Source organism: Aurantiacibacter luteus, assembly GCF_001010945.1.
GTDB classification, from domain to species: Bacteria; Pseudomonadota; Alphaproteobacteria; order Sphingomonadales; family Sphingomonadaceae; genus Alteraurantiacibacter; species Alteraurantiacibacter luteus.
Genome location: NZ_LBHB01000001.1, coordinates 1,088,285 through 1,109,515, shown reverse-complemented (window position 1 = coordinate 1,109,515; position 21,231 = coordinate 1,088,285). Strand labels below are relative to the sequence as shown.

General features: G+C 68.4%; 17 protein-coding genes and 1 tRNA gene. 6 read left to right on the top strand and 12 right to left on the bottom strand.

The window, feature by feature from the left end:
- Positions 1-28: 28 nt before the first annotated feature.
- From AAW00_RS05365 to AAW00_RS05335, 7 genes are read right to left on the bottom strand one after another with little or no spacing between them, the layout of a single operon-like run.
- A complete protein-coding gene (locus AAW00_RS05365) occupies positions 29-1,132 on the bottom strand; it encodes an NAD(P)/FAD-dependent oxidoreductase (protein WP_047003208.1) in 1,104 nt (367 codons plus the stop codon).
- Positions 1,111-1,797 carry a methyltransferase domain-containing protein gene (locus tag AAW00_RS05360; RefSeq protein ID WP_047003563.1) on the bottom strand — a complete coding sequence of 229 codons (687 nt, stop codon included), beginning with the start codon at positions 1,795-1,797 and terminating at the stop codon, positions 1,111-1,113. Before AAW00_RS05360 ends, AAW00_RS05365 begins: the two co-directional genes overlap by 22 nt.
- Before the next feature lie 5 nt (positions 1,798-1,802).
- On the bottom strand, positions 1,803-2,900 hold the full coding sequence (locus AAW00_RS05355; protein ID WP_047003207.1) for a type III polyketide synthase: 1,098 nt from the start codon (positions 2,898-2,900) through the stop codon (positions 1,803-1,805).
- Positions 2,901-2,936: 36 nt separating this feature from the next.
- Positions 2,937-3,860 (bottom strand): NAD(P)H-dependent flavin oxidoreductase, encoded by a 924-nt coding sequence (locus tag AAW00_RS05350; protein ID WP_047003206.1) that lies wholly within the window; start codon positions 3,858-3,860, stop codon positions 2,937-2,939.
- Positions 3,860-5,650, bottom strand: a complete 1,791-nt coding sequence (locus AAW00_RS05345; protein WP_047003205.1) for an acyl-CoA dehydrogenase C-terminal domain-containing protein — start codon at positions 5,648-5,650, stop codon at positions 3,860-3,862. The genes AAW00_RS05350 and AAW00_RS05345 overlap by 1 nt, the downstream gene beginning before the upstream one ends.
- 33 nt (positions 5,651-5,683) lie before the next feature.
- Entirely contained in the window at positions 5,684-8,017 is a 2,334-nt protein-coding gene (locus tag AAW00_RS05340; protein ID WP_047003204.1) for a 3-hydroxyacyl-CoA dehydrogenase/enoyl-CoA hydratase family protein, read from the bottom strand.
- Entirely contained in the window at positions 8,014-9,153 is a 1,140-nt protein-coding gene (locus AAW00_RS05335; protein ID WP_047003203.1) for a thiolase family protein, read from the bottom strand. Before AAW00_RS05335 ends, AAW00_RS05340 begins: the two co-directional genes overlap by 4 nt.
- Before the next feature lie 127 nt (positions 9,154-9,280).
- Between AAW00_RS05335 and AAW00_RS05330 the strand changes: the two genes are divergently transcribed.
- Both AAW00_RS05330 and AAW00_RS05325 read left to right on the top strand, forming a co-directional pair.
- Positions 9,281-11,002: a long-chain-fatty-acid--CoA ligase gene (locus tag AAW00_RS05330; RefSeq protein ID WP_082124922.1), complete on the top strand. Its 1,722-nt coding sequence runs from the start codon at positions 9,281-9,283 to the stop codon at positions 11,000-11,002.
- Positions 10,999-11,418 carry a MerR family transcriptional regulator gene (locus AAW00_RS05325; protein ID WP_047003202.1) on the top strand — a complete coding sequence of 140 codons (420 nt, stop codon included), beginning with the start codon at positions 10,999-11,001 and terminating at the stop codon, positions 11,416-11,418. Before AAW00_RS05330 ends, AAW00_RS05325 begins: the two co-directional genes overlap by 4 nt.
- 23 nt (positions 11,419-11,441) lie before the next feature.
- Here AAW00_RS05325 and AAW00_RS05320 read toward each other — a convergent pair.
- Together AAW00_RS05320 and cpdR are read right to left on the bottom strand one after the other, a co-directional pair.
- Positions 11,442-11,516 (bottom strand) — tRNA-Val (locus AAW00_RS05320).
- A gap of 82 nt (positions 11,517-11,598) precedes the next feature.
- Positions 11,599-11,973, bottom strand: coding sequence for a cell cycle two-component system response regulator CpdR (gene cpdR / locus AAW00_RS05315; protein WP_047003201.1), 375 nt, complete (start codon positions 11,971-11,973; stop codon positions 11,599-11,601).
- Between the two features lie 148 nt (positions 11,974-12,121).
- On the opposite strand from cpdR, the gene AAW00_RS05310 reads away from it, so the two are divergent.
- Positions 12,122-13,048, top strand: coding sequence for an N-formylglutamate amidohydrolase (locus AAW00_RS05310; RefSeq protein WP_241461631.1), 927 nt, complete (start codon positions 12,122-12,124; stop codon positions 13,046-13,048).
- A gap of 243 nt (positions 13,049-13,291) precedes the next feature.
- On the opposite strand, the gene AAW00_RS05305 is transcribed toward AAW00_RS05310, so the two are convergent.
- Together AAW00_RS05305 and AAW00_RS05300 are read right to left on the bottom strand one after the other, a co-directional pair.
- A complete protein-coding gene (locus AAW00_RS05305) occupies positions 13,292-14,116 on the bottom strand; it encodes a SapC family protein (protein ID WP_047003199.1) in 825 nt (274 codons plus the stop codon).
- Positions 14,117-14,207: 91 nt separating this feature from the next.
- Complete coding sequence (locus AAW00_RS05300; protein ID WP_047003198.1) at positions 14,208-15,677, bottom strand: FAD-binding oxidoreductase; 1,470 nt, start codon at positions 15,675-15,677, stop codon at positions 14,208-14,210.
- Positions 15,678-15,775: 98 nt separating this feature from the next.
- Between AAW00_RS05300 and AAW00_RS05295 the strand changes: the two genes are divergently transcribed.
- From AAW00_RS05295 to AAW00_RS05285, 3 genes are all read left to right on the top strand, one after another.
- Positions 15,776-16,345 (top strand): hypothetical protein, encoded by a 570-nt coding sequence (locus tag AAW00_RS05295; RefSeq protein WP_047003197.1) that lies wholly within the window; start codon positions 15,776-15,778, stop codon positions 16,343-16,345.
- 122 nt (positions 16,346-16,467) lie between these two features.
- On the top strand, positions 16,468-17,892 hold the full coding sequence (locus tag AAW00_RS05290) for a DEAD/DEAH box helicase (protein WP_047003196.1): 1,425 nt from the start codon (positions 16,468-16,470) through the stop codon (positions 17,890-17,892).
- Positions 17,893-18,080: 188 nt separating this feature from the next.
- Positions 18,081-18,950: an OmpA family protein gene (locus AAW00_RS05285; protein WP_047003195.1), complete on the top strand. Its 870-nt coding sequence runs from the start codon at positions 18,081-18,083 to the stop codon at positions 18,948-18,950.
- A 66-nt stretch (positions 18,951-19,016) separates the two neighbouring features.
- On the opposite strand, the gene AAW00_RS05280 is transcribed toward AAW00_RS05285, so the two are convergent.
- Entirely contained in the window at positions 19,017-21,197 is a 2,181-nt protein-coding gene (locus tag AAW00_RS05280; protein ID WP_052761775.1) for a S9 family peptidase, read from the bottom strand.
- Between the last annotated feature and the right edge of the window lie 34 nt (positions 21,198-21,231).

The window sequence follows — 21,231 nt, the reverse complement described above, 5'->3', positions numbered from 1 at the left end:
TGGAGTTTGGCCGCGTCCTAGCAGACGCTTACCGGGGCGCAAGGGAGGGGGCGGCAATCCGGGCGCGGTCGGCGAACCCGGCGACGAGCGAAGGCGCGATGCGGGCAAGCGCAAGCGCGGCGCGTGCGCCGAGGCGGGTCTCGGCGGCGTGCCATGCGGCAGAGGCGAGGGTGACGGGCAGGCGGGCGCTGGAGGCGAAGGCGCGCTGGTAGGCGGGGGCGGCGGCGGGTCCGCCGTGGGTCCAGTGCTCGGCCGCCATGGCGCCGCTGGCGAGTGCGATGGAGATGCCTTCTCCCGCCAGCGAGGGGATCACCGCGGCCTGGTCGCCGAGGCGGAACAGGCCGGGGGACGTATCGCGGGCGATGAAGCCATAAGGCACCGCGCCGATGGTGTCGCAGCGCACCTGTCGCCAGTCGTCACCGAGGCGGGCGGCGAGGGCGGGGTTGGCCTGCGCCAGCCGCGCGAACAGCGCCTCGGGCGAGCCACCGGCCTTGGCCAGCGCGCTCTTGCGCATGGCGAGGCAAAGGTTGGCACTGCCGCCTTCCTGCAGCACGATGCCGACATATCCGCCGGGGAAGAGGTGCAGCTCGATTGCGCCGCCGAGCAGGCGCAGGCGCTCGGGCGTGGGCGGGAGGCGCAGGCGCAGGCCGAGTGCAGTGTCCTTGGCCTCGCGCGGGCGGGTTTCGCCGCGAACGTCGTGCTTGCCGGTGGCGAGGAAGAGGCTTTGCGGACGATAGCTGGCGGCGCGGCCCTCCACAGCGAGGCCGTCGACGGCGCGCACGGCGTCGAACTCCAGCTTTGCGCCGCTCGCCAGCGCGCGGGCGCGCATGGCAGTGTCGAGCGCGTGGCGGGAGAGGCCCCAGGCGGCGTGCGGCAGGTCGAGCGCGGCCTCGCGTGGGCCGTCGAACAGGCGCAGCCGGGTTACGCGGTGCGCGCCGAGTGCCGCAGGCGATAGGCCGAGCGAGGCGAGTTGCTCCGCCGTGCGCCAGCTGAGGAAGCCGCCGCACAGGGGATCGCCGACCTCTTCGTCACGGTCGAGCAACAGCGGCGCGGCGCCCGCCTGCCCGAGCCGGATGGCCGCCGCGCAACCGGCGGGCCCGGCTCCGACGATCAGCGGGTCTTCGATACGCACAGGCGAAAGGGGAAATACCGCTCGATCCGCTGGCCCTCGACGCCGGCTTCGGCGAGCAGGGCGGGCCATTCGGCAGGACGGTAGGAGCGGGCGATGGAGGTGCGCCCGTCGGCGCGAACGATGGGATGCCAGCGCGCCGCCCAGGCGAGCAGCGGGTAGCCCGAATAGCTGACGGCGTGGCGGTGGAGGTCGTTGATAAACCACCCGGCACGCGCCTCGGCCTCCATGAAGCGCATGAACAGCACCAGCTCCTCGCGGCTCATGTGGTGGGCGACGAGGCTGGAGACGACGACGTCCCAACTGCCGCCGAGCAGATCGGCGTAGTCGCCGGTGTGGTAGGAAATCGGCAGACCCGCAGGTGTCGCCTCGCGCGCGACTACGGCGCTGTTAGGGTTTAGGTCGACGCCGACCAATTCGGCTGTCTTGCCATTCGCCTCTGCCCATTGCGCGATCCGGCGCAGCATGTCGCCCTGGCCGTAGCCGACATCGAGCAGGCGGAAGCTGTCGCGGCCCGCAAGCGCGCGCTCGAGAAAAGCGAGGGTGGGGCGATAGGCAAGGGTGGCGCGGTTGACGCGGGCGAGGTCGGCCAGCACCTCGCGATATGTCGCCTCCGGCAAGGCCGGATCGTCCATCAGTTCCTCGGTTTCGAGGCGCTGGGCCAACATGCCGCTCATTCCCCGTCGTCCCAATGAAAGCGCACCCCTTCCATCGCCAGCCCCGGCCCGAAGGCGAGGGCGAGGCCGTTGCGCGGCCGCTGTTCCATCATCCGCTGGATGACAAACAGGACCGTGGCCGAACTCATGTTGCCGACTTCGCGCAGCACGGCGCGCGAGGTATCGAGAGCATCGGCGGGCAGGTGCAGCCCGCGTTCGACCGCGTCGAGGATCGACTTGCCGCCGGGATGGACGGCCCAGGCGTCCGGCTCGCCGCCGGCGCGCAGTTTCTCGGCCATGCGCTCGTCCGCCAGGGCTTCGGCGAGGCGGCCCGGCACCGCGCCCGAAAGATGCATCACGAAGCCCGTCTCGCCGATGGTCCAGGTGATGAGATCGCCCGAATCCTCCAGCGCCGCGGAGAGTCCTTCGCCCAGCACCAATCCCGGCCCGCTGCCGGTGACGAGCGCGGCGGCGGCCCCGTCGGCGAACTGGCCCATGGCGAGGAGCTGTTCGAGCGTCGCGCCGTCCTGCAGGTGGAGCGAGCACAGCTCCACCGATACGGCCAGCACTCGCGCCGCCGGGTTGCCGCGCACGATGTGGCCGGCGGTCCTGAGCAGCGTGATGCCGGCGTAGCAGCCCATGAAGCCGATGCTCACCCGCTCCACGCTCGGCGAGAGGCCGAGGCGGCGGGCGATGACCTGGTCGAGGCCCGGGGCCATGAAGCCAGTGCAGCTGGCGACGACGATATGGGTGATGCCCGCGAGGTCGGGCAGCTTGTCGATGGCCGCCAGCGCCAGCTCGGGCGCTTCGGCGGCGTAGCGCCGCATCCTTCCAGCCGTGCCGGTGGGATTGGCGGCGTCGTAGAAGCTGCCCGCCTCCATGGCGATGTCTGCGGGTTCGAGGACGGAGTAGCGGTGGTCGATGCCGCCGCGCTCGGTCATGCGGCGAAACAGCTTTTCCTCGCGCGGATCGGCAATCTGCCGTGCGGCATACTCGTTGTAGCTGGCGTGCGCATCGCGCGAAGGTGTGGCCGTGCCGAGCGCGTTTATGCGCGGCACTCCCTGCGGTTGCAGGGCGATGGCACCGCGGGCGACCAGTTCGGTGACGTCATTCATCCACGCCACCAACGGTCCGCGGCGCGCTTCGTGCCATCAGCCGCAGATTTTCGCCTTGGCCGCGTCATACTCCGCTATCAGCTGCGCGGCGAGATCGGCGGTGGGGCGCACGTCCTTGACCGCGCCGACGCCGTGGCCGGCAGACCAGACGGTCTTCCACGCCCGCGCTTCCTCGTTCAGCGACATCTCGCCCGAATGCTCGTGCGAGGCGGCGGCGAGGCTGGGGGTCATGAAGTTGGCGCCGACGCCCGTCACCTTGTCGGTGTAGGTGATGTCCTTGGCGCTCGCGCCAATCATCATCGCCTTCTGCTCGTCGGAGGCCATGCTCTCGCTTGCGGCGATGAAGTGGCTGCCGAGGTAGCCAAAGTCCGCGCCCATGGCCTCTGCGGCCAGGACATGGCCGCCGTGGCTCATCGAGCCCGACAGGATGATGGCACCGTCGTAGAACTCGCGGATCTCGCTGACGAGCGCGAAGGGGCTGAAGGTGCCCGCATGCCCGCCCGCACCGGCGGCGACGGCAATGATGCCGTCCACACCGGCCTCCACGGCCTTTTCCGCGTGGCGACGCATGATGACGTCGTGGAAGACGAGACCGCCGTAGGAATGCACCGCGCTCACCAGGTCCGGCACCGCGCCCAATGAGGTGATGATGAGCGGCACCTCGTACTTCACGCACAGCTCCAGGTCCGCCTGAACGCGCGGGTTCGAGTGGTGGACGATGAGGTTCACGCCATAGGGCGCATCGTCCGGGCCGAGGCGATCCTTGATCTCGACCAGCCAGTCCTCGAAGCCTTGCGAGGTGCGCTGGTTGAGCGCGGGAAAGGTGCCGCAAAGCCCCGCCTTGCACGTCTCCACCACCAGGTTCGGTCCGGAGACCAGGAACATGGGGGCGACGATGGCGGGGATACGCAGGCGGCTGGCGAAAGCCCCAACCCTTTCGTTTGGGCCACCGGCGTTCATCAGAAGGCTTCCGCCGGCATGTCCATCATGCTCGCCTTGCCGCTGCGGATCGCCATGAACTGCGCGGTGGCAGGCGGCAGCAGGCGGTCGAAGAAGAACTGCGCGGTGACGAGCTTGGCCTTGTAGAAATCGGCCTCGCCCGTGCCTTCGGCCAGTTTTGCGTGGGCGACCTTGGCCGCCTTGGCGAAGCAGTAGCCCATGGCGACGAAGCCCAGCAGGCGCAGGTAATCGGTCGCCGCGGCGGCCGCTTCCTCGGGGTCCTTCATGCCCTTCTGCGCGATGTGCCCGGTGGCGAGCTGCAACGCGCCGAAGCTCTGCTGCAGCGCGCCCACCATCTTGCCGATGTTCGCATCCGCGCCGTTGTCCTCGATGAACTGGCTGACCGGGTGGAAGAAGCTGCGCAGGTTGCGGCCCATGCGGTCGGGCAGCTTGCGGCCGACCAGGTCGAGCGCCTGGATGCCGTTGGTGCCTTCGTAGATCATGGCGATACGGGCATCGCGGGCGAACTGCTCCACGCCGCTTTCCTGGATGTAGCCGTGTCCGCCGTAGACCTGCACCGCGAGGTGCGCGCTCTCGTGGCCGAGATCGGTGAAGAGCGCCTTCACCACCGGCGTCATCAGGGCGACGAAGTCCTTGGCGCGGGCGCGGGCTTCGGGCTCCTTCGCGGCGTGCTCGGCATCGAGCGCGCGACTGACCCAGGCGCTCAGCGCCCGGCAGCCCTCGTTATAGGCACGCATGGTCATCAGCATGCGGCGCACGTCGGGGTGGACGATGATCGGATCGGCGGGACCGGACGGGTTCTTCACGCCCGAGAGCGAGCGACCCTGCAGGCGGTCCTTGGCGTAGTAGACGGCGCTCTGGTAGGCGATCTCGCCTACGCCGAGGCCCTGGATGCCCACGGCCACGCGCTCGGTGTTCATCATGGCGAACATGGCCTCGAGGCCGCGGTTCGGCTCGCCCACGAGCCAGCCCTTCGAGTTCTCGAAGCTCATCTGGCAGGTGGCCGAGGCCTTGAGGCCCATCTTGTGCTCGATGGCGGTCGGGCCGGCACCGTTGCGATCGCCGAGCGTCCCGTCGTCCTTGGGCAGGTACTTGGGCACGAGGAACAGGCTGATCCCCTTCACGCCCGCGGGCGCATCGGGCAGGCGGGCGAGGACGAGGTGGACGATGTTGTCCGCCAGGTCATGGTCGCCGGCGCTGATGAAGATCTTGTTGCCGGTGACGAGGTAGCTGCCGTCGTCCTGCGGCACGGCCTTGGTCCGCAGCATGCCCAGATCGGTACCGCAGTGGCTTTCCGTCAGGCACATGGTGCCGGACCATTCGCCGTTCGCCATCTTAGGCAGGTAGAGGTTCTTGAGGTCGTTGGAGCCATAGGCCTCCAGCGCCACCATCGCCCCGCCGGTGAGGCCGGGGTAGAGGCCGAAGCTGAGGTTGGTGGAACAGCTCATCTCCTCGACCATCTTGGCGAGGGAGTGCGGCGCGCCCTGGCCGCCCCACTTCTGGTCGACGACCAAGCCGGCCCAGCCCGCCTCGCAGAAGGCCTTGTAGGCTTCGGGGAAGCCGTCGGGCGTGCGGACCACGCCGTTCTCGATCCGGCAGCCCTGCTGGTCGCCCGGCCAGTTCAGGGGCAGCAGCACGTCACGGCACAGCTTGTTCGCTTCCTCAAGGATGGCGGAGCGCATGTCCTCGTCGAAATCCTCGAACCCTTCGAGATCGCCGAAGCCGTCGTCGGTGTGGAGTTCCTCCAGCACGAAACGCATGTCGCGGATGGGAGCTTCATAGACTTGCATGGGACAGGTCCTTTCGGGTTTCGAGAACGTGGGTCAGTTACGGAGCGGCTTGCCGGTCTCGAGCATCTGCTCGACCCGGGCCTGCGATTTGGGATCGCGCACGAGCTTCATGAAGCCCTCGCGCTCGAGCTTGAGCAGGTCGGCCTCGGTGGTCACTTCGGTGATGTCGGTGTTGCCGCCGGTCAGGATGTGCGCCAGCACGCCCGCGACGGTCTCGTCGTGGGGCGTGGCCATGCCCTGCTTGCGGAAGCTGTCCACCGCCAGCTTGAGCGCCGCCGCGCCGGCGGGGCCGGGCAGGCGATACTCGGGCTTTTCGGGCGGGGTGTAGCCGTCGACCATGGCCAGCGCGCGCTGCTTGGCGTCGTAGAGCAGGCGGTCGCGGTTCATGGTCACGCCGTCGCTTTCGCGCAGGAACTTGAGGTCCTTGGCTTCGGCGGCGGACTTGGCGACGGTGGCTGTCGAGACGATCTCGAATACCTTGCTGACCGCGGGCATGGGGCCGCGCGGCTGGCGCTTGTCATCCTGCCAGCGGCTCAGCATCTCGCCGCAGCCGCCCCAGCCGGGGATCAGGCCCACGCCGGTCTCGACGAGACCGATGTAGGTTTCCGCGTGCGCCTGGATGGCATCGGAGTTGAGGCACACCTCGCAGCCACCGCCGAGCGCGAGGCCAGCGGGTGCGGCGACGACGGGGAAGGGGGCGTACTTCAGCGCCTTGTAGGCATCCTGCCCGCCCTTGATGAGCTTCTCCACCTCGCCCCAGGCCGCGATGTTGAGCGCGAACATGGCGAGGCCGAGATTGGCACCGGCGGAGAAGTTGGAGCCTTCGTTGTAGACGACGAGCGCCTTGTAGTCCTTCGCCACCATCGGCACGGCCTGGGCGATCAGCTTCATGACCTGCTCGTCGAGCGCATTCATCTTGCCGGTGAATTCGAGCGCGACGACGCCGTTGCCCACGTCCCACAGCGCGGCGCTGCCGTTCTTCAGCAGCGGCTCGGCGGTGCGCTTGATGTCCTCCAGCAGCAGCACGCCCTCGGGCCGCTCGATGTCGTGGTAGGCGCCATCGGTACCGAAGTACTGCCGCTTGCCGTTCTCGATGCGGTAGAAGGTGCCGTCACCCACGGCCTCGAGGATCGGCGGCACGGCGATGCCGTCCGCCTTCAGGCGCTCGACGAAATGGGCGGCGCCGATGTTGTCGATCATCTCGAACGGGCCGGCCTTCCAGTTGTAGCCGAGGCGCATGGCATCGTCGACGCCGGTGACCGTGGCGGTCGCTTCGGGCACGATGGAGGCAGCGTAGGCGAGAGTCGGGCCGAGCACGGACCAGGCATAGTCGCCGACCTTGCCCTTGGCCGAGATCAGCGCCTTCAGATCGCCTCGCGCGGCCGAGCCGCCGACGAGGCCGGGACGCGCGGCGGCACGGTACTCGCCGCTCTTCAGGTCCTTGGCCATCTTGGTGCGGCTGCCGTCCTCGGCCTTGGCCATGGAATAGAAGCCGCCCTTGCCCTTGCGGCCGGTATATCCGTCGGCGATCATCGCCTCGATCAGCGGCTCGCTGCGGGCGATCTTCTGGTAGGGATCGTCGGCGGGCAGGGTGCTGGTCAGCGACTTCATCAGGTGCGGCATCAGGTCGATGCCGATGAGGTCGATCAGGCCGAAGACGCCGGTCTTGGGCACGCCCATCGGCTTGCCGCCGATCTCGTCCGCTTCCTCGACACTGATGCCCTGCTCGAAGGCGGAGTTGACCGCCTGCTGGATCCAGAAGGTGCCGACACGGTTGGCGATGAAGCCGGGCGAGTCCTCGGCATCGACCACACTCTTGCCAAGCTTGCGGTCGACGAAATCGCGCACGCGGGCGACGGTCGCGGCATCGCTCTGCGGCCCCGCCACGATCTCGATCAGGCGCATGTAGCGCGGCGGATTGAAGAAGTGCGTGATGAGGAAGTCGCGCTTGAAATCCTCGCTGCGACCGTCGGTAAGCTGCGCCAGCGGAATGGTGCTGGTGTTGCTCGATACCGCGGTGCCGGGCGTGCGGACGGCCTCGAGCTTGGCGTAGAGGTCCTGCTTGATGTCGAGCCGTTCGATGATCGCCTCGACCACCCAGTCGCAATCGGCGACCTTGTCGAGGTGGTCCTCGATATTGCCGGTCTCCACCAGCTTGGCCGCGCGCTTGCCCATGAAGGGGGCGGGGTCGGTCTTGAGCATCTTGGCGACCGCGCCCTCGGCCACGGCGTTGCGGTTGGTCGCACCCTCGGGCACGATGTCGAGCAGCAGCACGGGAACGCCCGCATTGGCGACCTGCGCGGCGATGCCGGCGCCCATAGTGCCCGCGCCGATCACGCAGACCTTCTTGATGGTCTTGTCGCTCATTCCGCGGCCTCCAGGATGGTGGCGATGCCCTGGCCGCCGCCGATGCACTGGGTGGCGAGACCATAACGCTTGCCTTCGCGCTTCAGCAGGCTGGCGACCTTGCCGGTGATGCGCGCGCCGGTGGCGCCGAGCGGGTGGCCGACGGCAATCGCGCCGCCGTCGAGATTGATGCGGTCGGCCTTGATGCCGAGGTCGCCGATGCAGGCGAGCGCCTGGCTGCCGAAGGCCTCGTTCAGTTCGACCACGTCGATGTCGTCGATGGTGAGGCCGGCACGCTCGAGCGCCTTCTTGCTCGCCTCGACCGGGCCGATGCCCATGATCTCGGGCGCGCAGCCGCTGATGGCCATGCTCTTGATCCTGGCGAGGACCTTGAGGCCATTGCGCGCGGCATAGTCGGCGCTGCACACCAGCAGGGCGGCGGCGCCATCGGTCAGCGGGCTGGCGGTGCCGGCGGTGACGGTGCCGTTGGCGTCAAAGGCGAGCTTGAGGCCGGAAAGCCCCTCGGCGGTCGTCTCGGGGCGCGGGGTGCCGTCGGTGTCGACCACGGTGCCGTCGGCGAGCGTAATCGGGACGATCTCGTCCTTGAACTTGCCTTCCTGCATGGCGACGCCGGCCTTGCGCTGGCTCTCGACGGCGAAGGCCTCCTGCGTCGGGCGGTCGATCTCGTACTTCTTCGCGAGGTTCTCGGCAGTGTCGCCCATGCCGACATAGGCCGCGCTCTTCTCGGCCAGCTTGGGGTTGGGCATGGGGTTGAAGCCGGTCATCGGCACGCGGCTCATGGCCTCCACACCGGCGGCGATGAACACCTCGCCCGCGCCAGCGGCGATCTGGCCGGCGGCATAGTGGACCGCGCTCATCGAGCTGCCGCAAAAACGGTTCATGGTGATGCCGCCGATGCTTTGCGGCAGGTCGGCCAGCAGCACGACGAGGCGGGCGAGGTTGAAGCCCTGCTCACCCTCGGGGAAGGCGCAGCCGAGCACCAGGTCCTCGATGTCCTCGGCCTTCACGCCGGTGCGCTCGATCAGGCCCTTCACCGTGTTGGCGGCCAGGTCGTCGGGACGGACCTTGGCGAGCGCCCCGCGGTGCGCGGGATGGAAGGGAGAGCGGACATACCCTGCGATGACGACGTCGGTCATTCTTCATGCCTTTCAGGTTTGAAAGCGATTCGAACGCGCGGATTGACCTTTCGCGTCGAATGCTTACGATAAAGTCTGTTACTTGACGTATACGTTAAGCAGACCGGAATCAAGAGGGAAGCTCATCATGGTCGCCGCTCAGGCCGCATCGCATCCGATCGACACCAGCCGTATCCTGGCCGCCGACGGCACCCTGCGCCCGCGCCTGTTGACCGAGCTGCTGGATCACGCGGTCACGACCTATCCCGAGCGTGTCTGCGTCGATTTCCTGGGGAGGGAATGGACCTACGGCGCCATCGGTTCCCTCGTCGACCGGGTCGCCGCCGGGCTGCAGGCGCGGGGGATGGAGAAGGGCGACCGCTTCGCGCTTTGCCTGCCCAACACGCCCTATTCGGTCATCATGTACTTCGCCGTGCTGCGCGCGGGCGGAACGGTGGTGAACATCAATCCGCTCTACACCGAGGACGAGCTGCAATTCCTCGTCACCGATTCGGGCGCGAAGTGGGTGGCGGTTCCCGATCTCGAACAGCTCCACGCCAAGGTCGCCTCGGCTTGGGGCAAGGGAGACCTGGAAGGCATCGTGCTGTGCCCGATGGCCGACGTGCTGCCGTGGGCGAAGTCGATCGGCCTGCGCACGCTCAAGCGGTCCGCGCTGGCGAAGAAGCGCAAGGGCGTGACTTATATCGATTACCGCGATCTGGCCGCCCACCGCGCAGCGCCCGCACCGGTGGCGCAGGATCCGCACGACGTGGCGGTGCTGCAATATACCGGCGGCACGACCGGGCGGCCCAAGGGCGCGATGCTGACCCACGCCAACCTTGCCGCCAATGCCGCGCAGATGCTGCTGCACGTGGGCGAGGAGCGCGACATGCAGGAACGCTCGCTGGGCGTGCTGCCGCTGTTCCACGTCTTCGCGCTGACCTGCGTGCTGAACTACGGCATCCTGACCGCCGCCGAGCTCGTCCTGCTGCCGCGCTTCGAGATCGACGAGGTGCTGAAGACCATCAAGCGCAAGCCGCCCACGCAGATGTTCGGCGTGCCCACGATCTACAACGCATTGGGCAGCCTGCCCGACGACAAGGTGCCCGACCTTTCCGCGGTCCGCACCAGCATCTCGGGCGGGGCACCGCTGCCGCTGGAGGTGCGCCAGCAGTACGAGAAGCGCACCGGATCGCCGGTGGCGGAAGGCTATGGCCTGACCGAGGCGAGCCCGATCATCACCAGCAACCCGCTGCTCGGCCGCACGCCGGTGAAGGACAATTCCGCCGGTCCGGCCTTTCCGCACACCATCGTCGAACTGCGCGATGAGGAAGGCAATCTGGTCGAGGGCATCGGCCCGGACCATCGCGGCGAGATCTGCGCGCGCGGGCCGCAGGTGATGAAGGGCTACTGGAACCGGCCCGAGGACACCGCCAAGACCTTCTTCGGCGATTCGCTGCGGACCGGGGACATCGGCTACCTCGACAAGGACGGCTACCTGTTCATCGTCGACCGCATCAAGGACCTGATCCTGTGCAGCGGTTACAACGTCTATCCGCGCATGATCGAGGACGCCGCCTACGAACATCCGGCGGTGAAGGAGGCGGTCGCCATCGGCGTGCCCGACGACTATCGCGGCGAGGCACCCAAGCTGTTCATCGCCCTGCACGAGGGCGAGGAGCTGGACGCCGGCACGCTCGACGCCTTCCTCAGGATGCGGCTCAACAAGATCGAGATACCCGCCAGCTACGAGTTCCGCGACGAGCTGCCCAAGACACTGGTCGGCAAGCTGGAGAAGAAGGCGCTGGTGGCCGAGGAAAAGGCGAAGCGCGAGGCCGCGGCCGCCGCAGCCGGAAAGGACGCGCAATGAACGATAGCGTCGCCCGCATGAACGAGGCGCAGGGCAACGAGCCCCTGAAAAGCATCGCCGAGGCCGCCGACGCGCTCGCCGTCACCCAGCGCACCTTGCGCTTCTACGAGGACAAGGGCCTGATCTCGCCGCAGCGGGTGGGCACCATGCGCGCCTACTCCAAGCGCGAGATGGGACGGATGCAGCTGATCCTGCGGGGCAAGCGGCTGGGCTTCTCGATTCGCGAGATAGGCGAGTTCTTGGCGCTCTACGATCAGGACCCGGACCAGGTGGTGCAGGCCAGCCGGATGTTGGAAGCCACTCAGCATCGTCTCGGCGAACTGCGTCGCCAGCGCGATGCCATCGACCAGACCATCGCCGAGCTCGAAAGCATCGAGGCGATGTCGCGCCGGCACCTGGCGGAGCGCGGCGACTAGATTTCGTCAGACCGGGAAGCGAATGGTGGGCGTAGCAAGGATTGAACTTGCGACCCCTACGATGTCAACATAGTGCTCTACCACTGAGCTATACGCCCGCACCATTCGGGTGCCGCATCGCCCGGTGGGGCTGCACGGCAGGCGGGCCATCTAGCGCCGCCTCATCAGCGATGCAAGACCCTAGAGCTGGGCGACCAGTTCATCCTCGAACAGTCGCTCGACCTCCATCACCAGGTCGTTCAGGTGGAACGGCTTGGACAGCATCCGGGCCTGCGGCGCATCGCGGCTGGCACGCAGCGAGACGGCGGCGAACCCGGTGATGAACATCACCTTCGTCTGCGGGCTCAGTTCGTTGCAGTGCTGGGCGAGCTCGATCCCGTCCATTTCCGGCATGACGATGTCGGACAGCAGCAGGTCGAAGATCTCGATCTTCATCAGCGGCAAGGCTTCCACGCCCGAGGCAACCGCGACGACCGAGTAACCCGCCTTTTCCAGCGCCCGCTTGAGGTAGCTGCGCATGGCGAGGTCGTCTTCGGCCAGCAGGATGCGGATCATGCGAAATCTCTCTCTCGTTCGTCGGTGCCTGCAGCCCCATACGCTTGAAGATTTGAGAAAGTCTTGTCCGCTCTGGCACCTGCCCAGCTTTGACACAGGGGATAATCGCGGCCACGCAGGGCCCGGTATGGACCGGAGAGAGACAGGTTTGGGCGAGTCGGCCAAGGCGGCCTTCGGAAGCATTCCCGGCACCGAGGGAATGCCGGCCTTCTCGCTGCGACGGCGGCGCGATGCGGCCATGCCGGTGCTGATCGCGGTGCCCCATGCCGGGCGGCAGTACACCGATGGCCTGCTGGCGCGGCTGCGCCATCCGGGCGAGGCATCGCTGCGGCTGGAGGATCGCTACATCGACCTCGTCGCCGAGGGGGTTTCCCGCGCCACCGGGGCGCCGCTGCTGGTCGCTCATGCGCCGCGCGCGATGATCGACCTCAACCGCGCGCCCGACGACATCGACTGGGACATGGTGGCAACGGGCGATTCGCCGACCGGCGTCGCTCGCGGCGCGGCAGGACGGCGGGCGCGCAGCGGGCTGGGCCTCGTTCCCCGCCGCCTGCCGGGGCTGGGCGAACTGTGGAGCGGGCAACTGGCGGAATCGGAGCTGACGGCGCGCATCGCAGGCGTGCACCGGCCCTACCACCAGGCCCTGGCGCGCACGCTGGAGGCCCTGCGCGACCGCTGGGGCGCTGCGCTGCTGGTCGACCTGCACTCGATGCCGCCGCTCGGCCCGAAGCGCGGCGCGGACCCGGCGGCGGACTTCGTGATCGGCGACCGCTTCGGGGCCGCTTGCGACAGCCGGCTGGCGCGGGTCGCGCTGGACTATCTGGAGCGCGAAGGCATGCTCGCGGTGCACAATCGCCCCTATGCGGGCGGCTACGTGCTCGACCGCCACGGCAGCCCGGCACGGCGGATAGACGCGCTGCAGCTCGAGGTATGCCGCAGCCTCTATCTCGATCGGCACTTGCGCGAGCCGGGCGCTGGGCTGGCGGAAACGGTGCGCATCGTCAGTGCGCTGGTGCGGCGGCTGGCGGACGAGGTCGCGGGCGGGGCGGCACCCTCTAAACTGGCTGCGGAATAACCCGTAAACCTTTCACTTCCCAAAGAAAAAGCCACCTCGCGCATGTCGCACGAGGTGGCCAAGGTTCAGGGAGGAAGTGTACCGAAGTACACTTATCCGATCAGGCCATGAGGGGAGCGCCGACCGGACGTTTGCAAGATGGGAAATCCCGCCCGCCGCTTCAAGGGTAAACGAGAGGCGCGGGCCGTTTCCGGACCGCGCCTCGTCGCAAATTCGGTGCCTTTCGGCGTTGGGTCAGTGACCTTACTGCCCGTCGACTATCGGGGTCTCGGCGGGCTGCGCGGCGGCGCCGTTGAACATGTTGGCGTTGATGGGCCCCCTGCCCATGTCCACCTGCTTGGCGAAGATCGTGCTCATCAAGCTGAGCGAGAACAGGTGCGCGAAGATCAGCGGCAACAGGCCGTTCTGGTTCCAGGTGCGCAGCTGGTCGCCGCGCAGCTCGCGCAGCTTGTCCTGGTTGACCATCGAGAACCCGCGGTAGGTAAACGGCTGGTCCGGAGCGTCGCGACGCTGGATTGAGATTTCGCCGTCCATCAGCAGGTCGTGCTTCTTGAGCTCTTCCATGAACAGGCCGGTGCGGTTGCCCGCTTCCTCGAACTTCTCGCAGAAATCGAGCAGCGCCTGGGTGTGCTGGCTGGGCTGCATGTCGTCGGCGAACAGGCGCTCGCCCTCGTCGAACTGGCCGACAAGATCGCTGGTCGGATCGAAGCAGAGCGAGAGGTTGTCGCTGTCCTGCTGCAGGCGCGCGAGCAGGAACGGATAGCGGCGGATGTAGGCCGGGATGTAGGGAGTGCCGATGGCCGAACCGTCGTCGTTGAAGAAGACGTTCACGCCCTCGTTGAGGCCCATCAGCGCCAGCGGGACGGGCCGCTCGCCGACCGAGAACACGATCGGATAATCGCGCTGGGCGAGGGGGAATTCCTCCACCGTCAGCGGGATGGCGTGCTGCTTGGCGACCCACGGCGCCTTGTCCGTGGCGCGGCCCTTCCAGTCACCGTGCTGGTTGCTGTTCAGGGGGACGAGCTCGTTGTAGAGGAGCGGCAGGGTGGGGTTCGGCGCGCTGGCCATGTGGTCTCTCCGGCAGGGAATGGTTCGGATGGCACTACGGGCCGGGAGGCGATCCCCCGCGTCCTTTGCGCCTGGATTCAGGGTGCCGCCCTTAGAGGGTGGCGGGCGCGGGTGCAAGCGCGCCGCTGGCGCCATCCTCCGGCGCCACGAGCTTGCCGGGATTCAGCAGTCCCGCCGGGTCGAGCGCGCGCTTGACCTGCCGCAGTAAGGCGAGGTGTACCGGGTCGGCGAGGCGCTCCAGCTCGCCCAGCTTCAGCTGGCCGATGCCGTGTTCGGCACTGATCGAGCCGCCCCAATGCGTAACCAGGTCATACACTTGCGCGCTGATGTTCTTGCCGTCTCCAGCATGCCAGGTGAGTGCATCGACGCCGGGCGGGGCGATCACGTGGAAGTGGACGTTGCCGTCGCCAAGATGCCCGAAGGCGACCGCCTCGGTGCCGGGCCAGTCACGCTCGAGGATGGGCACGGCGGCCTCGACGAAGCGGGGCATTTTCTCGGTCGGCACCGAGATATCGTGCTGCACCGCCGGGCCCTTCTCGCGCTCCGCCGGGGCAATGGAATCGCGTAGCAGCCAGAACGCCTCGGCCTGCGTTTCGTTGGCAGCGATCACGGCGTCTTCGAGCAGGCCCCTCTCCAGCGCGCCTTCGAGCATGGTCCCGGCCAGCGCGGGCAGGGCGGCTGCGCCCGCGCGGTCGGCGACCAGCTCGATCAGCGCGTGCCAGGCATGACGCTCGCCGAGCGGCTGGCGCGCGCCGGGCAGGTGCGCGACCACGTCGTCGAGCGTCGACTGGGCCAGAACCTCGAAGCCTTCCAATGCGGAGCCCGCCGCGTCCTCGCAGTGTAGCAGCAGTTCGCGCGCGCCTTCCAGCGAGGGCACGCCCGCCCAGATCACCACCCGCTCCGCCACCGCGGGCACCAGCCGCAGTGTGGCGGCGGTGACGATGCCCAGCGTGCCCTCCGAGCCTATCAGCAGCTGTTTCAGGTCCCAGCCGCGATTGTCCTTCTTCAGCGGCACCAGCCCGGAGAATACCGAGCCGTCGGCCAGCACCGCCTCCAGGCCCAGCACCTGTTCGCGCATGGAACCGTGGCGCAGCACCTGCGTGCCGCCCGCGTTGGTGGAGACGAGCCCGCCGACGGTCGCCGAACCCTTGCCGCCGAGCGTCAGGGGAAAGCGCAGGCCGCTGCCCTCGACCGTATCGTGCAGGGTCTGGAGGATGACGCCCGCCTCGCACACGATGCGCCGCGCATCGGGATCGAACTCGCGCACCGCGTTCATGCGCCGCAGCGAGAGGAGGATCGCCCGGCCGCCCTTGTCGGGCGTAGCGCCGCCGCACATCCCGCTGTTGCCGCCCTGCGGCACGACGGGCACCTCGTGCTCGCCGCACAGCTTCACCAGCGCGCTCACTTCGGCGGTCGAGGCGGGGGAGGCGAGGGCGAGCGCGCGCCCGGTGAAGCGCCCGCGCCAGTCCGTCAGCCACGGGTCCAGCAAGTCGGGATCGGTGGTCAGCCCGCGCTCGCCCAGCAAGGCCCGCGCCGCCGCCAGAAAGGTGTCGTTGCTCATGCCGCGTCATCTGCCATCGGGCGCGCTGGTTGCAAAGGGCTGGGGCGGGTTAAGCCGTCATTCAATCCGCGGGCGTAGGGATGCCAGCCGTTCGCCCGATGAAACGTCTCCTAGCCCTTGCCGCGCCCGCCGCCCTCGTCACTGCACTGCTTGCGGGCGGACTGGTGGCGCAGGACACCGCGCCGCCGCGACCGGGCCAGCAGGCGGCGCCGACCATGGGCTTCGAGCCCGCCTCGACCGCACCGTTCGACGTGCTTGGCCGCGCGCGAGAGCCGCAGTGGGGCAATCAGGTGCGGATCGAGCGGCGCGTCGTCATCCGCATCGGCCCCGCCGCGCCCGCCGCGCGCAATTCCATGATGGCCGAGCTGCCCCGCCGCCAGATGCGCGCCCGCTATGCCGAGGTGGACCACGGCAGTTGCATCGAGCCGGGCAGCGTCGTCGGCGTGCAGCCCACGCCCGACAATCGCCTGCTTTTCTACACCGACCAGCGCCAGATCCTCGCCGCCCGGCTGGCGGACGGCTGCTCCGCCCGCGCCTTCTATGCCGGGTTCTACATCGAGCGGAACGAGGACGGGCGGCTGTGCATCGCGCGCGACCAGCTGCGCAGCCGCGCCGGGGCGAGTTGCCAAGTGACCGGCTTCACCCGCCTGGTCGCCGCCGCCGACTGAGCCGCTTTCCCCAGCCGGACCTATCCGTAAATCTTGACTTTTCGCCCGCACGCGGCTTAGGGCGCGCACAACCAGCCGACGGGCGCTCCCCCTGCCTGCTCAAACATCCGGAAACCATCGATTTGACCACTTTCGCCGATCTCGGCCTGTCACCCGAATTGCTCAAGGCCGTCGAGGAGGCGGGCTATACCGAGCCGACGCCCATCCAGGCCGAGGCGATCCCGCCCGTGCTGATGATGAAGGACATCATCGGCATCGCCCAGACCGGCACCGGCAAGACGGCCAGCTTCGTGCTGCCGATGATCGACATCATGGCCAGCGGCCGCCGCCGCGCGCTGATGCCGCGCAGCCTTATCCTCGAACCGACGCGCGAACTGGCCGCGCAGGTCGCCGAGAACTTCGAGAAGTACGGCAAGAACCACGACCTCAAGATGGCGCTGCTGATCGGCGGTGTGCAGATGGGTGAACAGCTGAAGGCGCTGAACGAGGGCGTCGACGTGCTGATCGCCACGCCGGGCCGCCTGATGGACCTGTTCGAACGCGGCAAGATCATGCTCAACGGCTGCGAACTGCTGGTGATCGACGAGGCGGACCGGATGCTCGACATGGGCTTCATCCCCGATATCGAGTTCATCTGCTCCAAGCTGCCCGAGAACCGGCAGACCATGCTGTTCTCGGCCACCATGCCGCCGCCCATCGCGAAGCTGGCCAAGACCTTCCTCACCAATCCCAAGCGGATCGAGGTGAGCCGCGCGGCAAGCACCAACGAGAACATCACCGCCTTCAAGGTGCCGGTCCCGAACCGCGAGAAGGAATCGACGCTGCGCTGGCTGCTGAAGAACGACCTGGTGGAAACCGCCATCGTCTTCGCCAACCGCAAGACCACCGTGCGCGAGCTAAACAAGAGCCTGCAACGCGCGGGCTTTTCCAGCGGCGAGATCCACGGGGACATCGACCAGGCGACGCGCAACAAGGAACTGCAGCGCTTCAAGGACGGGGACATCAACATTCTCGTCGCCAGCGACGTCGCCGCGCGCGGGCTGGACATCAAGGGCGTCTCCCACGTCTTCAACTACGACACGCCCTGGCACCCGGACGATTACGTCCACCGCATCGGCCGCACCGGCCGCGCGGGCAACAAGGGCCGCGCATTCACCTTCGTCGCCCCCGAGGATGCCGAGGCGATCGAGAACGTCGAGAAGCTGACCGGCGCCAAGGTGCCGGTGTTCGGCAAGAAGGACGTGCGCGTCGAACTGCCTGCTCCGGCGGCGAAGAAGGCCGAACGGCGCGACGTGACCGACGATGCGCAGGACGAGCCGCGCGACGAGGATCGGGGCCGTTCGCGCAGCCGGTCCGCCGGTCGCTCCCGCGACGAACGCGGCGGGCGGGACGAGGGCCGTGCCCCGCGCCGCGCCGAGCGCGAACCGCGCGAGGGGCGTGTGCCCCGGGCGGAACGCGCCCCGCGCCGCGAGCCGGAGGACGATCCCGTGCCGGCAGGCGAGTGGAACGGTCCGAAGCCGGGCTTCCTCGGCATCGGTTTCGACTGATCCCGCGCAAAACGCGGTTAATCCGCGTTAACGCTTCACCGCAACCACCACGCGAGCCGTCCCGCAAACGCGCGGGGCGGCTGTTTTCGTTCATCTGCCAGCAGGGTGAGGGCCGACAGCCGTGCCGTGAGCGACAGGGCGCCCATTCAATTCGGGGGCGAATTGCAGTTCCAGCAGGAGAACATTCTATGAAATCCCTCCCCTCGATCCTCGGCATGACCGCGCTCGCGGTCGCCAGCTTTCCCGCCGCCGCGCAAAGTGTGGACGATCGTTATTCGGCCACGCAAGACATCACCGTCAGCGCCGATGTGCCCTCCGATCTCGAAGGCATGGCGGACGGTCCCGACCTGGAAGGCATGATCGCTGCGCGCAACGGCACCACGCTGCGGATCGCAAACGAGGACGGCACCACCAGCGACGTGCGACTGTCGTCCGCCACCGAGGTCCGCTCGCGCGGCGGGTTCCTCGGCCTCGGCCGCACCGAGCGGGCGACCAGTTCGCTGCTCAACGGCCTGCCGGTGAAGGTGGAAACCGTGCAATGGGGCTCCAGCCTCATCGCCAGCCGGGTGGTCTACGACAATTCTGACCACGAGGTCGCGGCGATGATCCGTAACGGCACCGCGCAGGGCTTCGCCGAGCAGACCGCCGCCACCGAGGCGCTGCGCGGCCGCGTGGCGAACATCGATCAGTACAACATTCACGGCGTCACCAACGTCTATTTCGACACCGCGCGCCACAACCTAGACGGCAACGACATGGCGAGCCTATGCCAGGCCGCCAACCAGGCGCAGAACACGGAAAACGCGCTGCTGCTGGTGGTCGGCTACACCGACAACGTCGGCGACTACGACTACAACCAGGAGCTCTCCGAGCGTCGCGCCACCCGCGTCGTCAACTACCTTCAGCAGGAATGCGGTTGGGAGCCGTGGCGGATGCTGACGCCGACCGGCATGGCCATGTCCGACCCCACGGCGGACAACTCGACCGAGGCGGGCCGCGCGCAGAACCGCCGCGTGGCGGTTAACATCCTCGTCAGCAAGGCCGTCGACGGCATCTGATTACCCTAGCCCATAGGGTCGCAAGGAAGGGGCGGGCTGCAAGGCTCGCCCCTTTTTGCGTGCGGGCTATTCGGCGGGCCTGTCCCAGCCGTCGCGGTAGCGTTCGAACCAGCCGAGGATGGCGGCGGCCTTGGCGGCGCTCTGCGACGGGCGCGCAGCGATCGAACCATGGCTGGCGCCCGGCACCTGCACCAGCGCGGTGGGCACGCCGACGAGGCGAAGGGCGGAATAGTACTGCACCGATTCGCTAACAGGCGTGCGGTAGTCCTCTGCCCCGACCACGACCATCGTCGGCGTCTCGACATTGCCGACCAGCGACAGCGGCGAATGTGCCCAGAACGCCTCCTGGTTTGTCCACGGATAGCCGCCGACCCAGTACGGCCCGAAGTAGGCGCTGCTGTCGGCGGTCAGCGCCTGCGTCGTCCAGTTGATGACCGGCTTCTGCGTCACCGCGGCCTGGAAGCGGTCGGTCTGGCCGACGATCCACGCGGTCAGCACCCCGCCGCCCGATCCGCCGGTGACGAACAGGTGGTCGGGATCGGCCACGCCCTCGGCGATGGCGGCGTCCACGATGCTCATCAGGTCGTGATAGTCGTCGCCCGGATAGTCCTTGTCGATGAAATTGGCCCACTCCGCCCCGTAGCTCGTCGAGCCGCGCGGATTGGCCGAGAGCACGGCGTAGCCGGCGGCGGCGTAGAGCTGGTTGTCGGTGGCGAAGTGCGGGCCGTAGGCCGCGAAGGGTCCGCCGTGGATCTCCAGGATCAGCGGCACGCGGGTGCCCGCGGCGTAGCCCGGCGGCAGGGTCAGCCAGCCCTCGACCTCGCGCCCGTCGACGCTGGAGGCGGCGGTGATGCGGCGCACCTCGCCGAACGACTTGGTAGCGCGCAGGCTGGCGTTGAGGTCGGTCAGCATCCGCGCCTCGCCCCCGGCACGCTGCACCTGCACCTCGGCCGGGCGCTGCGCGCTGCCGCCGGTAAAGGCGATGGTGTCGTCGTCCGAGACCGAAAAGCTGCCGCCTGTGTAGGGCCGGTCGAGCGAGCCGCCGCCGAGCCCGCTGGCGACAACGCGCGAGCTCCCGTCGAGGCCGAAGCGCGCGACATAGGTCTGTCCGCGATCGTCGTATTGCGCGTAGATGCCGCGTCCGTCCGCGTCCCACGTGATGCCGCCGGGATCGTAGTCCCAGTTGCCGGTCAGCAGGCGACGATTGCTGCCGTCGATGTTCATGACCCAGAGCTCGCTCTGTTGGTAGGCGCGGCCGTCGTCGTCGTTGCCGAGGTAGGCGACCATGCGCCCGTCGGGCGAGACCTGCGGCGCGCCGTCGGGTCCGTCGCGGCTCGTCAGGCGGGTGAGCGCACCGCTGGCGACATCGAGCGACCAGACCTCGCCCTCCACCGGGTCGGTCTGCCAGTCAGCATTGCGGTTCGCGCCGAACAGGATACGCCGTCCGTCGGGCGTCCAGCTGAGCGGGCCGTCGTCGTGGTTGGTGCCGAAGGTCAGCTGGCGCGGCGCGCCGCCGGTGGCGGGGATGACGAAGATCTTGGAATAGCCCGGCGTCAGGACGCCCGCCCCGTCGGCGCGAAAGGTGAGGAGGTCGGTGACTTCCAGCGGCGCGGCCCATTCGGCGCCCTCGGGCCGGTTGGCGGGCGCGGCGCCGAAGCTGGGCGCGGCATCGTCCACCTGCATGGTGTAGGCGATCTGCCGCCCGTCGGGCGACCAGGTGATCGAGGAGGGGCTGGAAGGCAGGCCGGTCAGGCGCACTTCCTCCCCGCCGTCCATCCAGCGCACCCACAGCTGCGCCCCGCCGCCCTCGGTCGAGATGTAGGCGAGCCGCTCCCCGTCGGGCGACCAGACGGGCGAAAAGGCACCGCCGTTGCGTCCTGCCAGCGGCGCCTCGGCCCCGGTGCGGGTGTCGATCAGCCAGATCGAACTGGTGGCGCGGTCGGTCATCACGTCGTTCTGGCGGCGCACGTAGGCGATGCGGCTGCCGTCGGGGCTGATCTGCGGATCGCTGGCCCAGGCGAGGTCGAACAGGTCCTCGCCGGTGAAGCGGCTGTTGGGCCCGGTGCGCGCACTGCCGCGGGCGGCGGCGGACATGGGGGTGGGCGTGATCGTTTCCGGGCTCGCCTCGGCCTCCGGGGTGATGACAGCGGGCTCGGCCCCTTCCTCCTCCTGCGCCTGTTGCTGCGCGTGAGCGGGCAGGGCGACGACGGCGAGCGTTGCCACGGCGGCGAGGAAGGTGTGGCGCATGAACTGTCCTTGATAGCTATAGTTGCGCGAGAAT